This window comes from Micromonospora sp. NPDC048040 (genome assembly GCF_055587185.1).
Genome location: NZ_JBVJGT010000037.1, coordinates 38,906 through 52,917, shown reverse-complemented (window position 1 = coordinate 52,917; position 14,012 = coordinate 38,906). Strand labels below are relative to the sequence as shown.

General features: G+C 73.6%; 4 protein-coding genes (1 of these 4 cut by a window edge). 1 reads left to right on the top strand and 3 read right to left on the bottom strand.

Features of this window, described 5'->3' with window-relative positions:
• Window positions 1-105: 105 nt before the first annotated feature.
• Window positions 106-2,340, top strand: coding sequence for a lantibiotic dehydratase (locus ACZ6O2_RS26275; protein ID WP_466024711.1), 2,235 nt, complete (start codon window positions 106-108; stop codon window positions 2,338-2,340).
• Here ACZ6O2_RS26275 and ACZ6O2_RS26270 read toward each other — a convergent pair.
• The 3 genes in view from ACZ6O2_RS26270 to ACZ6O2_RS26260 are tightly spaced (each overlapping or abutting the next) and all read right to left on the bottom strand, a layout consistent with a single transcriptional unit that may run on beyond the window.
• Window positions 2,302-7,638: a non-ribosomal peptide synthetase/MFS transporter gene (locus tag ACZ6O2_RS26270; RefSeq protein WP_466024701.1), complete on the bottom strand. Its 5,337-nt coding sequence runs from the start codon at window positions 7,636-7,638 to the stop codon at window positions 2,302-2,304. The two genes, ACZ6O2_RS26275 and ACZ6O2_RS26270, sit on opposite strands and share 39 nt — an antisense overlap.
• Window positions 7,635-11,999, bottom strand: a complete 4,365-nt coding sequence (locus ACZ6O2_RS26265; RefSeq protein ID WP_466024700.1) for a type I polyketide synthase — start codon at window positions 11,997-11,999, stop codon at window positions 7,635-7,637. Before ACZ6O2_RS26265 ends, ACZ6O2_RS26270 begins: the two co-directional genes overlap by 4 nt.
• Window positions 11,996-14,012, bottom strand: the 3' portion of a protein-coding gene (locus tag ACZ6O2_RS26260; RefSeq protein ID WP_466024699.1) for a lantibiotic dehydratase. It continues 299 nt past the right edge of the window; only the last 2,017 of its 2,316 coding nucleotides appear in the window; the start codon falls outside the window, past its right edge; its stop codon occupies window positions 11,996-11,998. Before ACZ6O2_RS26260 ends, ACZ6O2_RS26265 begins: the two co-directional genes overlap by 4 nt.

Here is a 14,012-nt window from a genome sequence, read left to right as displayed (position 1 = left end):
TACCATTGCCGGATGCCCCAGGAGCATCTCACGCCCCTCGCCGGAACCCCATGGCACGTATGGCGTTCAGCGCTGCTACGGTCGGCCGGATTCCCCGTGGCCGGGATGCAGCGGTTCGCCGCGCCCGCGCTCGCGGCGGCCGCCGACAGCTATCTCACCGGCACCTCCGACGTGGCCGCCTTCGAGGCCGCGTTCGACGCCGCCGCAACGGATCTCGGCCGGGCCGTCCACGACATCGCCTGCGACGAAACGTTCCGCACCGCGTTGGTCTGGCAGAATCCGGCCGTCCTGCTCGCGGTCGACGCGATCCGGCGCGACGGCCCGCACGCCCCGCGCAACCTGCGCCGACGGCACCGCGAGGAGGTCATCGCGAAATACTGGCAGCGTTACTGCCTCAAGAACGACACCGTCGGTTTCTTCGGGCCCATTTGCTGGACAGAACTGGGCGGCCCCGGTCCCGTCGCCACGGTGCGCCCGGGTGCGGCTCTGACGCGTACCCGCCGGGTCTTTCTGGAGCGGTGGGCGCTGGACGCGCTCGGCGAGGCCTTCGCCCGCGCGGAGGACGTGCGGGACTGGCTGCCGGTGCGGCTGGCACCCCAGCTGACGCTGCGGGACGGGGTGCTGCTGCATCCGCACCGCGCGCCGCAGGCGCTGCCGGCGGCGACGGCCGCGCTGCTCACTCTGGCGCAGCGGCGATCGCGCGTCGCGGACCTCGCCGCCGCGCTGGTCGCGGACCCGGCGAGCGGGTTCCGCCGCGCCGCCGACGTGTACGCGCAGCTCGACGAACTCGCCGAGCGTGGCGTGCTACGGATCGGGTTCGACCTGCCGATCGACCTCACCGCGGAGGATGTGCTGCGCGAACAGCTCGCCGCGATCGGCGACGACCTGGTCCGCGACCGGGTGCTCGGTGAGCTGGCCACCGTCAGCGCGCTGCGCGACGCGGTGGCCGCCGCCGACGGCGCGGACGCCCTGGCCGCAGCCATGTCCGCACTGGAGCGTAAGTTCGTCGAGCTGACCGGTCAGGCCGCGCAGCAACGCCCCGGCGAGGTGTACGCCGGGCGCACTCTGTGCCACCTGGAAACCGTACGCGACCTGGACATCAGCTTCGGTGACACGCTGCTGGAGCGGCTTGCTCCGCTGGAGCCGCTGCTGCTGTCGGCCCGGTGGCTGACGGCGGCGATCGGCGCCGCGTACGCCGAGGCGTTGGCCGCCCTCTACCGTGATCTGTCGGCCGATTCGGCCAGTGCGAACGTCCCGCTGCCCGACCTGTGGTTCCTGGCTCAGGCGGTCGTGTTCGGGGAAAACCCGCCCAGCGCCGCCGTCACCGCCGATTTCCTGGCCCGGTGGGCGAAGGTGCTCGGCCTGGCCGATGCCGATGCCGATGCCGACGTCCGGGAGCTGCGGTTCGGCGCCGCCGAGCTGACCGAGCGGGTCGCCGCGGCGTTCGGAGCCACCGCGCCCGGCTGGGCCGCCGCCCGGATTCACAGCCCCGACCTGCATCTGTGCGCCCCGGACGAGGCGGCCCTGCTGCGGGGAGACTTCACCGTCGTGCTCGGCGAACTGCACGTGGCCCTGGCCGCGTTCGACACGCACTTTTTCGCGTACGGGCACCCGGAGCCGCAGCGGTTGCGGGACGGCATGCGGGCCGACCTGCCCGAGGGCCGGGTGCGGCTGCTGGCCCCGGTGGACTGGCCCCGGCACACGGCCCGCATCGCGGAATGGCTGCACGGGCCCGCCGACGTGCAGCTCGGCTTCGTCAGCGCCCCCGGCGCCGACCCGGACCGCGTCGTGCCGATCACCGGCCTCACCGTGCGACCCGAAGCCGACGGCAGCCTGCGGGTGCACGCGGGCGACGGACGGCAGTGGCCGCTGCTGGAGGTGTTCGCGCAGCTCTTCGACTACCAGGTGTTCGACACGTGGAAGCTGGCCGGCAACGTCGGGCACACCCCGCGTATCACCGTCGACGACCTCGTGCTGGTTCGCGAGACCTGGCGCACCACGGTCGGCGACACCGGGCTGCACAAGGTGAAGGGCGAGCGGGAACGCTACCTCGCGGTGCGGCGCTGGAGGCTCGCCCTCGGCCTGCCCGAGCAGATCTTCGTCCGGGTCGACACCGAGCTCAAACCGAGCTTCGTCGACCTGACCAGCGGCGTCTACACCCGGTTGCTGTGCACCCTGCTGCGCGGCGCGCACTCCAAGGGCGGCGACGGGGTCGGGCTGACCATCACCGAGTTGCTGCCCGGCCCGGGCGACGCCTGGCTGACCGATGCGGACGGCCAGGCGTACGCCTCGGAACTGCGGCTACAGATCGTCGACCCGGCGGCGGCGCTGGCGCGGTAGCCACTCGGTCGCGTCCGCCGGAGCGTCGGGGGTCTCGGTGTCGAACAGGCGCAACCGGCGCTGGCCGTAGGCGACCAGCGACACCGCGGCCAGGGCCAGCCCGGACACGACGAACGCGAACCCGAGCCCTCGGCCAGGGCCGGTCCCGATCAGGGCACCGACGCTGTCGGCCAGGGCGCCGCCCGGAGCGAACATCGGCTCCAGCACCGATCCGCTCAGCGGCACCAGTACGGCGAAGCCCAGCGGCAGCGTCGCCCAGGTCAGTGTCTGGATGATCGCCAGCACCCGGCCGTGGAAGCGCTGCGGCACCTTCACCTGGATGATCGACAGGTAGATGCCGTTGTGCAGGCCCAGGCCCAGGCCCACGCCGAAGCTGCCGAGCGCGACCAGCACAAGGTTCGGGCGTACGCCGCTGAGCACCAGGCTGATCGCGACCCCGAACGCGATCGCGATCAGGGCGGGCATCCGGCGCCTGGTCGGGCCGCCCCATGCCGCGATCACGAGTCCGCCCAGGACAGCGCCCAGCGCCTCGGCGAACGCGACCGTGCCGACCTGGCCCATCGTGCCGAACGCGAGCACCATCGGCGGCACCAGCATCAGGCTGGCCAGGCAGAGGTTGTAGAGCGAGAAGAAGCCCAGCATGGCCCGGAACCCCGGCTCCGCCCACGTCATCCGCGCGCCGCCGATCAGCTCGGCCAGGAACGGCTCCTTGCGGCGGCGGCCGAGCAGCTTGGGAAACTTCACCACCGCGAGGACGCTCATCGCGACCGCGTAGCTCACGATGTCGATCAGCAGGATGCCGGTCAGGTCGATCGCCGCGAGCAGGCCCGCCGCCAGCAGCGGCACCGCCAGCGAGCTGAGCCCCACGGCCAGCTGGGCGATGCCGTTGGCGTGCCCCAGGTAGCGCTTCGGCATGACCTGCGGGATCGCGGCCAGGTAGGTGATGCGTTGGAACACCGACGCGGCGCCGAGCACACAGACCAGGGTGTAGACGGCGGCCAGCCCCAGCTGATCGGTCCACAGCAGCGTGGCCAGCAGCGCCGCCGCCGTCACCGCGGTCGCGCACGCGGCGAGCAGCACCTTGCGCCGGTCGAAGCGGTCCGCGACGGCACCCGCGACCGGCAGCGCCAGCAGTGCGGGGAGGTAGGCGATCACCCCGGACAGGCCGAACCACAGCATCGACCCGGTGGTCAGGTAGACCCAGACGGGTACGGCCCACTGGGTCAGCGCCGAGCCGGTGGCCGAGATCAGCTGGCTGGCGGTGAGCGCCAGGAACCGGCCTACGCCGGGCTGCACGCCGGCGCCGGCGGTGACGGGGTCGGCGCTGGTGGCGGCTAGTTCCCAGGCGTCACCGGCGAGCCGGTCCGCGGTGGCCTGCGCGGCGGAGGGCTCGGCGAGCCGGAGATGGGTCTGGGTGACCACCTCGGCGAGCGCCTTGGCCCGCTGCTTGACGAAGTAGTGTCCGGCCTGGTCGAGGACCACCAGCGCGGTGGTTTCGCCGAGGAAGCTCCACTCGCGGTAGCGCTCCTCGTAGTACTCGGTGAGCATGTCGTGGGTGCCCACGACGGAGATCACCGGCGCGGCCACCTGGACCGGCTCGGCCTCCAGCCACTCGGTGAACTTCTCCTGCGCCTCGGCGGCCTCCCGCCGCACGTGGTGGACGAACCGGTCGACCTGCGCCTGGTCCAGGTCGGCCAGTTCGGCACCGATCGAGCGGAGGAACGTCTCGTAACGCCGGTCCGCGCCACGGGAGTCGACCCAGTCGACCAGGCGGCCGAGCATGTTGTCCGGCCGGGCCGTCGGGAAGACGCCGCCCGCGTAGATCGCTTCGATCGGGCGGCCCTGCTCGTGCAGCCGCCGGGCGATACCGGTCAGCAGGGCGCCGCCGACGCAGTGGCCGTACAGGACCAGCGGGCCGTCCACCCGGTCCTGGATCTCGGCCACGCACCGGTCGACCAGCTCATCGAAGGGCAGCTCCGTGTCGCTGACCCCGACGTCATGTCCGGGGACCGCCACTGAGAACAGCGTGTGTCCGGGCGGCAGTTCGTCCGCGAGCGGCTGGTAGATGCTGGCGAGTCCGCCGCCGTAGGGTACGCACACGTAGGTCCGCACCCGCTGTCCCGCCGGGACCGGCTTGGTCAGTTCGTAGAGCAGCGGTCGCCGGCGTTCCTGGTCCGCGGGGCCGTCGATCAGCGCGGCCAGCCCCTGCACGGTGGAGTGCTGGAACACGTCCATCACGCCGACGTCGATGTGCCCGTACGCGTCGCGCAGCGTGGCCAGCATCCGGATCGCCAGCAGCGAATGCCCGCCCAGTTCGAAGAAGTCGTCGTCGAGCCCGACGTCGGTGACCCCCAGCACGTCCTGCCAGGCGGTGGCGATGGCCTGCTCGACCGGGGTGACCGGTGGCCGGCGCCCGGCAGCGGGGCTGCCGTCGTGCGCGGGCGCGGGCAGCGCGGCGGTGTCCAGCTTTCCGTTGGGTGACAGGGGCAGCGCGTCCAGCGGCACGAACGCCGACGGCACCATGTATTCCGGCAGGCGCCGCTTCAGCGCCTCCCGCAGCGCTGCGTGGTCCAGGGCCTCGGTTCCCGCTGCCAGCGTCACGTACGCCACCAGGCGCTGTTCGGCGGGCGTGGCACCGCGTACGGTGACGGCGGCGGAGCTGATGCCCGGCTGCTCGCGCAGCACGGCGGCGATCTCCCCCAGTTCGATCCGCAGGCCACGCAGTTTCACCTGGTCGTCGATGCGGCCGAGGAACTCCAGCGTGCCGTCGGTCCGCCAGCGGGCCAGGTCACCCGTGGCGTAGAGCCGCCCGCCGGTGTCGTCGAACGGGTCGGGGACGAACGTGCGGGCGGTGAGTTCGGGGCGGTGCAGGTAGCCCCGGGCCACCTGCACCCCGCCGAGGTGGAGTTGCCCGGCGATGCCGACCGGTACCGGCTGCAGAGCCTGGTCGAGCACATAGGTGCGGACGTTGCGGATGGGCCCGCCGATCGGCACCCGGGTGGCCCCGGCCAGCGCGATGGGCGTCACCGCCCAGGCAGTGACGTCGATCGCGGCCTCGGTGGGCCCGTAGAGGTTGTGCAGCGCGGCGGCCGGGAGAGCGGCCACGGTCCGGCGGGCGAGTTCGAGCGGCAGCTCCTCGCCGCTGCACACGATCCGCCGCAGCGACCCGCACCGGGCGAGGTCGGCGGGACCGGCCGTGGCCAGGAAGGCGTCCAGCATCGACGGGACGAAGTGGACGGTGGTGACCCGCTCCCGCTCGATCAGATCCCGCAGGTACGTCGGGTCGCGGTGTCCGCCCGGCTGGGCCAGCACCAGCCGCGCGCCCACGATGAGCGGCCAGAACACCTCCCACACCGACACGTCGAAACCGATCGGTGTCTTGTGCAGCACGGCGTCGTCCGGTCCGAGCCCGAAGGTGTCCTGCATCCAGTCGAGCCGGTTGACGATGCCGGCGTGCTCGTTGATCACGCCCTTCGGTCGCCCGGTGGATCCTGACGTGTAGATCAGGTACGCCGCGTTGCCCGGCCCGGCGGCGGTGCCCGCGGCGGTCTCGGGCTGGTCCGGGCCGGTCAGCGGCAGCACCACGCCCGGTACCGCCAGCCCTTCCGGCACCTCGTCGGCCAGCAGCACCTCGGCGCCGGCGTCCGCGAGCATGTAGGCCAGCCGCTGCGCCGGATAGTCCGGGTCCAACGGCAGGTACGCCGCACCGGCCCGGTGAATGCCGAGCAGTCCGACGACCAGGCGGCTGGAGCGGGGCTCGTGGATGGCGACGATCGACTCGGGCCCCACGCCCTGCGCGGTCAGCCGCCGTGCCACCTGCTCGGCGGCGGCGGACAACTCGGCGTAGGTCAGCCGGGTGCCGCCGTCGACCAGCGCGACCGCGTCCGGCGTACGCCGGGCCTGGGCGTCGAACAGCTCCGCCAGGGTGGTCTGGCGCACCGGGGCATCGGTGGCGTTCCAGCCGGTCACGACCTGGGCACGCTCGGCGTCCGACATGATCGGCAGCGCGCCCACCCTGGTCCGCGGCGCTGCGGCAGCGGTCGCGAGCAGCAGCAGGTAGCGGTCCGCGAACGCCTCCATGGTGGAGGTGGTGAACAGTGCGGTGTTGTATTCCAGCCGCAGTTCGTCGCCGGCGATCTCCAGCGACAGGTCGTCCATGGCGCCGCCGAACGCCTCACCGCGGCCGGTCGGCAGGTGGTGGAACGTGACCTGGTACAGCGGCGGTACGCCGGGGTCGCGCCGCACCGCCAGGTCCTCGACGAGCTTCTGGAACGGCATGTCCTGGTGGTCCCACGCGTCGAGCACGACGCGGCGCACCCGGCGGAGCAGGGTCAGGAACGGCGGATCACCAGAGACGTCGACCCGCAGCACCAGCATGTTCATGAACATGCCCAGCAGCGGCTCCAACTCGGTGCGGTCGCGGCCCACCACCGGCATGCCGACCACGATGTCGTCGCTGCCCGACAGCCGGTGCAGCAGCGCGACGTAGGCCGCCAGCTGCACCATGAACGGGGTCGCGGCGGCCTGCTGGGACAACTCGGGTAGCGCCTGCGCCACACTGTCGGGCAGGGTGCGGCGTACGTCGCTGCCGCTGAACGTGCGAGTCGACGGGCGCGGATGGTCGGTGGTCAGCGCGTGCACGGCGGGCAGGCCGGTCAGCGTCTCCCGCCAGAAGTCGCGCAGCTGACCCCACCGGGGGCCGTCGAGGCGATCGCGTTCCCAGGCGGCGTAGTCGGCGTACTGGATGGGCAGGTCGGGCAGGTCCGGCGCCCGACCCGCGACGGCGGCGGCGCACAGCTCGGTCAGCTCGGCGCGCAGGTTGAGCAGTGAGGTGCCGTCAAGGATGACGTGGTGCCCGGCGAACAGCAGCCACCAGGTGTCCGCGCCGAGCCGCAGCAGCCGCGCCCGCCACAGCGGTGCGCTGTCCATCGGCAGGTCGAGGCGGGCGTACTCGGCGACGATCTCCGCGCGGGCGCGTTCCCGGTCCGGCTCGGTCAGCCCGGACAGGTCGGTCACCGGCAGCTCGATCGGCACAGTGGGGTGGATGTCCTGGTGGAGCTCGCCGTCGGTCAGGCGCAGGGTGGTGCGCATGGCCTCGTGCCGTTCGGTGACGGCCCGCAGCGCGGCGAGCGCCTGCTCCGGCCCCGCGCCCGGTGGCAGGGTGACCGCATCGGTCATCGTGAACAGCGGCTGCCCGGGGCTGAGCTGGGCGGTGAACCAGACCCGTTCCTGGGCGTAGGAGGCGGGGACGGTGTAGACGTCGCCCACCGCCGTGAGGTCCTGCCGCGACTCGGTCATGTTGGTTGTCCCGGTCTGCGGAGGCGCGGGATGGGTGCCTCCGCGTGGGCGGCCGGTGGGGCGCCGCGCAGCGACTCGATCCGGGCGGCCATCGCGGCGACGGTCGGCGCGTCGAACAGCACCCGCATGGACAGCCGGGCGCCGACAGCCTGGCGGATGCGCAGCACCAGCTGCGCCGCCACCAGCGATGTGCCGCCCAGCCGGAAGAAGTTGTCGTGCGGGCTGACCTCGGCGACACCGAGGACGTCGCCCCAAATCCGGGCGATGGTGGCGGTCAGGTCGCCGTCGGCGGCGGCCACGGTGGAGGTAACCGTGGCGGCGGCCGAGCCGAGTCGCCGCTCGTGGCCCGCGACCGCGGCCACCGTGTAGGCGCCGATCGCCACCGTGCCGGTGCGGCCCTCGGCGAGGACCCGCTGCCCCGCGGCGACCGCCGCCGCGGGGGGCAGCCCGTCGTGTTCGGGCACGCCCTCCTCCTGCCACGCGCCCCAGGCCAGCGACACGAGGCGGGCCGGCCAGCCGTGCGGGCTGCGCGCGTACGCGTCGAGGAATGCGTTGGCGGCCGTGTCGTCGGCGCGGCCCAGGCCACCTGCGAGCGCGGTCACCGACGAGGTCAGCGCCACGAAGTCGAGCGGCAGGTCACCGAAGACCTCGCGCAGCACCAGCGTGCCGGTGACTTTCGGCCGCAGTTCCGCCGCCGCCTCGGTCAGCCGCGACCCGGCGGACAGGCCGGTGTCGGGCAGCTTCGCGGCGTGGATGATGCCGTCGAGGCCGCCGAGGTCACGCAGGACTTCGGCGCGTACCGCCCGCATGGCGTCCGCGTCGGCCACGTCGGCGGTGAGGTGACGCACCCGGGCGCCCGCCTGCTCCAGGGCCTCGATCGTGGCCGGCGGCGGCTGCGCGGTGCGGCTCACGAGCACCAGCTGCGCGCCGCGCCGGGCCAGTTCGGCGGCGAACGCGCTGCCGACGCGGCCCAGGCCGCCCGTGATCAGGTAGCGGCCGCCGTCGCGGATGCCCCATCCGGAGGAGGTACGCCCACCCGGTCGGACCGGAACGAATTCGCGGGTCCAGCGGCGCCCGCCCAGCCGCAGCGCGACCGTCTCGGCCCGCTCGGTGCCGAGCAGTTCGTCCGCCACCGCGTCCACGCCGAGGTCGCCCGGGTCGGCGTCGATCCAGTGGCAGCGCACCTGCGGGCGTTCCAGCGGCAGCGAGCGCACCACCCCGGCCGCCGTGGCGTGCTCCGGGCGTACCAGGTCGGCCCCGGTCACGTCGGCCACTCCGGCGGTGACCACGTCCAGCTCCACGTCGGCGGCCGGCAGCGCGTCCAGCAGCGTCAGCAGCGCGTAGTACCCGTGCTCCTGGGCCGCCGCCACGGCATCCACGTCGTTGCCGGCCGGGTCGCCGTCCAGCGCCCAGGCGTGCACGATCCGGGCGGCCCGACCGTCGTCGGCGCACTCGTCGAGCAGCCGCTGGTAGTCGGCGGCGTTGGTAGCGCGCAGCTGGTAGCCGCCGGGGCGGACGGCGAAGGCAGCCCCGGGGCGGACCACGGTGACGTCGGTGCCGCGCTCACGCAGGCGGGCCGCGAGGGCCGTGCCACGCTCACCGGCCGCGAAGAGCAGCAGCTGACCGGGTGCCTCGGCGGGTGCCGTGGCGGGCAGTTGGTGCCAGACCGGTACCTCGACGACCCCGTCGTCGTAGCGGCGGTCGGCGGCCGGTTCGGCAGGTGCGGCCACCGGCGCCGGGTCGATCCAGTGCCTGGTCCGCTGGTACGGGTAACCGGGCAGGGGCACCAGGCGTGGCTTGTCGGGCGTGGGCAGGCGTACGGGGACCCCGGCCGTCCACAACCGGCCCGCCGCCTCGTAGGCGGTCTGCCGGTCGGTCAGCTTCTCCCCGGGCGCGGGCAGCGTACGCAGCGGCGCCCTGGCTCCCTGCGGCAGGCTGAGCCGGGCGAGCCCGGCGAGCTGGCGGCCGGGACCACACTCCAGCAGCAGCCACTCGTCGGCGGCACCGGTCGCGGCGAGCCCTGCCACCGTGGTCCCGAACCGCACCGGGCGGCACAGCTGTTCCCCCCAGTACGCCGGGTCGGTGACCTGCTCGTCGGTGAACGGTGCGGCGGTCGCGGCCGACCACACCGGCAGGTTCGGCGCCCGGCGCGGCACCGCCGCCACCAGCGCTGCGAACTCGTCGCGCACCGGGTCCAGCAGCGGCACGTGCATCGCGTACGGCGAGCGCAGCAGCGTGCAGTTGACGCCGCGTTCGCGCAGGGTGTCGGCGAAGGCGGTCACCGGCTCTGGTGCGCCGGCCAGCACGCAGGTGTTGGGCGCGTTGCTGATCGCCACCGCTACGCCGGCGGGCAGCAGGGGCGAGATCTCGTCGGCGCCGCGCTGCACGGCGAGCATGCGGCCCTGCGGCGCGGCCTGGACCAGGCGGCCCCGGGCGGCCGCGAGCCGCAGCGCGTCGGGCAGGTCGAAGACCCCGGCCACGGTCGCCGCCACCAGTTCACCGATGGAGTGGCCGATCATCGCGGCGGGCGTGACGCCCCAGTGCCGCCACAGCATCGCGGTGGCGTATTCGACGGTGAACAGGGCGGGTTGCAGCACCGCGGGTTCGGCCAGCCGCTCGTCAGCGCCGGGCTGCGTGCTGAAGATCAGCTCGTGGGGGTCCCAGCCGAGGATCCGGGCGCATTCGTCGACGGTGGCCGCGAACAGCGGCTCGGTCGCGGCGAGGTGCGCGCCCATGCCGGGGTGCTGCGAGCCTTGGCCGGAGAAGAGCAGGCCCACGCGGGGCACCGTCGCGGCGTCCCCGCTGGCCCGGCGCTTCGGGTCGGTCAGCGCTGCGGCCGCCTGGGTCCGGTCCACCGCGACGACGGCGGCCCGGTGCTGATAGACCGGACGTCCCTCCCGCAACGTGTGCGCCACATCGTGCAGTGCCAGCTCGGGCCGGTCGGTGAGCCGGGTGGCCACCTGGGCGCACGCCGCCGCCAGCGCGGCCGGGGTCGCGGCGGACACTTGGATCAGCTCGCCACCGCCGTGACCCGGCGTTGCAGCGGGTGCGGGAGGCGGTGTTTCCTGGAGCAGCAGGTGGGCGTTGGTGCCGCCGAGGCCGAGGGAGCTCACCCCGGCTCGCAGCGGCCGCTGCTCCTCGGGCTCCCACTTGGTCAGCGTCGACACCACGTAGAACGGGCTCGCCTCGAAGTCGATCTCCGGGTGCGGCCGGTCGTAGTTGATGCTGGGCGGGATGAGCCGGTGCTGCATCGACAGGACGGTCTTGATCAGGCCGATCACGCCACCGGCCGCACTGAGGTGGCCGATGTTGGCTTTGGTCGAGCCGACCCCACACCAGCCCCGCTCGGTGGCGCGCCGCCCGTAGGCCGCCGTCAGCGCCGCGATCTCGATCGAGTCGCCGAGGACCGTGCCGGTGCCGTGGGCCTCCACGTAGCTGACCGAGCGGGGGGCGACGCCGGCGACCGCGAGGGCCTGGACGACGACCTCCAGTTGCCCGCTGACGCTGGGCGCGGTGAAGCTCGCCTTGGTCGTGCCGTCGTTGTTGACCGCGTTGCCGATGATCAGCGCCCGGATGTCGTCTCCGTCGGCCAGCGCGTCGGCGAGCCGTTTGAGCACGACGACCCCGACGCCGCTGCCGTAGACGGTGCCGTTGGCCTGCGCGTCGAACGGGCGGCAGTGCCCGTCGGCGGATGTGTAGCCGTCGTCGGCGACGTACCCGACGGCGTGCGGCAGCTCCACGCACACACCGCCCGCGAGCGCCGTGTCGCACTCGCCGTTGCGCAGCGCCTCGCTGGCCAGGTGTACCGCAACCAGCGACGACGAGCAGGCGGTCTGCACGGTCATCGCGGGGCCGCGCAGGTTGAGCCGGAACGACACGGTGCTGGCCAGGTAGTCGGGCTTGTTGCCCAGCGACACCCGCAGCTCGCCCGCGCCCGCCAGCGCCTGCGGGTTGCGCCGGACGTTGAGCCACTGGTAGAGGTCGGCGTTGCTGCCCGCGTAGACGCCGATCTCGCCGTCGTAGCGGGTCGGGTCGCAGCCCGCGTCGATCAGGGCGGCGTGCGCGTGTTCCAGGAACAGCCGCTGCTGCGGGTCGGCCAGCTCCGCGTCGCGCGGGCTCATTCCGAACAGGCCCGCGTCGAAGTGGTCGAACTGGTCGAGCACGGCGGCCACCGGCACGTACGCCGGATCGTCGAGTTCGTCCTCGCTGACGCCGCGCGCCAGCAGCTCGGCCCGGCTGAACCGGGTGAACGACTCGGTGCCGTCGACCAGGTTGCGCCAGAACTCGTCCGCCGACGACGCCCCTGGTACGCGCAGGCTGAGCCCGACGATGGCGATCGGCTCCACTGTCTCGCTCGTCACGGCATTCCCTTCGGATCGGCCGGATCGCTGATGTGCAGGCGCAGCTCGCTGACGTAGTGGCGGCCCTGGCCGTCGGGCAGCCACGCCTGCGGCGACCCGGGCAGCAGCTCCGACACCGTCACCGGCACGTCGTCGCCGCCCGCGTGGTGTGCCGCCCGCAGCAGCAGGCAGAGCCGGTTGGCGTAGAGCGGGCTGGTCAGGTCGGCGTACGTGGGTTTGAGTTCGGTGGCCACCCGGATGAAGACCCGCTCCGGCAGGCCCAGCGCGGCCCGCCACCGGCGTACCGCGAGGTAGCGCTGTGCCTGGTCGATGGCGCTGGTCAGGCCGGTCTGCCCGACCGTGGTGCGCCATGTCTCCCGGGCCAGCACCAGTGTGTCCACGGTGATCCGGGGGCTGTGCGGGCGCTCGGTCATCAGCTTGAACGCGTCGGCGGCGTGCACCGCGATCAGGTCGGAGAACACGTCGACCAGCGGCCAGCGGGTGCCGTCGGGCCCGGTCGCCACCATGGTGCCGTCCGCTTCGGACACCAGGGCGGCGTTGGCCGGCACGAGCCGGTCCCGCCGGGCGCCCGGCGCGTCGGCGAACGCGAGCTGGTAGTCGTCGGGCCCGGACAGCGACGCCGACAACCGGCCGCCGACCCGGGGGAAGTCGACCGGGTAGATCGGGCGCAGCCGTCCCGAGCCCAGGTCCGCCGCGTACGCGCGCCGCAGTCGGTCCAGGTCGGGATGGCAGTGCGTGAACAGCTCGGCGTTGAACGTCGCGTAGGCCGCGTGTAGCTCACCGAGCACTGCTGCGAACTTGCCGTCGGCCAGCGCCTGCGGCGATTCCGCGAAGATTTGCAGGTCCGGGCTGTGCACCCGGCCCGCGCTCCAGCCGGGACGGGTCGCCGGGAACTGCGCGGCCACCCGGGGCGCCAGCTCGGCCGAGCTGACCTCCAGCCGTGCGGCGTCGGCGGGCAGGTCGGCGAGGCCGAGCACCCGTTCCCAGCGGGAGGCGAATTCGTGTGCGACCCGGTCGACGGGCCGGTCGCCGGGCCCGAACAGCGGTCCCTGGGCGAGGAACCACAGGTCGCCGAGCCGGACCGGTCCGTCGCCGCTCAACTCGGCGTACAGGTCGCGCAGCGCGTCGCCGTACGCCGTGGCCAGTTCGGCGGTGAGCCAGCGCGCCGCCTGCAACGCACACGCCAGTGCCGGGGCCAGGGCGTCGAGCAGGCCGGTGCCGACCGTGAACTCCACGTCGCGGGCGGTCTCCTCGTGGCACAGCGCCCGTCCGGCGTAGTTCTGCCCGGCCCGGCGGCGCGGCGGCAGCCCCGTCAGTTCGGTGAACTCGGTGTCCAGCGCGGACAGCGCGTCGGCCAGTGCGGTGGGGTCGCCGGCGGCGTCGGCGACCCGGGTCCGGGCTTCGGCGAGCCGGTTCAGCCCGGCCAGGGTGTTTTCTCGCAGGGCCGGGTCGCCGATGGCGGCGATTCGCTCGCGCAGGCGCGCCTCCGCGGCGAAGCCCTGCGGCAGGTCGAAGTCCCAGCGCAGCAGGCCCCGTTCGGCCAGGTGCGCCAGCAGCAGGAAGCCTTCCTCGGCCCGGCGTACGCCGGTCTGCTCGTCGCGGACCAGGTCGTCGACGATCTGCCGCGCGGGGCGGCTGCCGTCGCACCATGCCAGCGCGATCGACTCGGTCAGCGACACCGGCGTCGGGCGCTGGGCGGGCCGGTGCACGACCCGCCCGTCCAGGTGGGCGTGCGGCGCCAGGGTCGGGGCCAGCCAGGCCCGCACCAGCGGGTCTGCCGCCAGTGTGTCCGCGTACGCGGACAGGGCCCAGTATTCGAGGTGGACGGTGCGCTGGCGGAGCATGCCGGGGCCGGGCTTGGTGGTGATGGTGGCCGGGCCGGGTTCGACGGTGCCCCAGCACACCGGCCCGAAGAAGCCGATGGTTTCGCACTTGGCGACGTAGCGTTGCCAGTATCCGGCGACGACGTTTTCCCGGCCCCGGCGGCGGACGTTGCGTGGCCCGTCGGGGCCG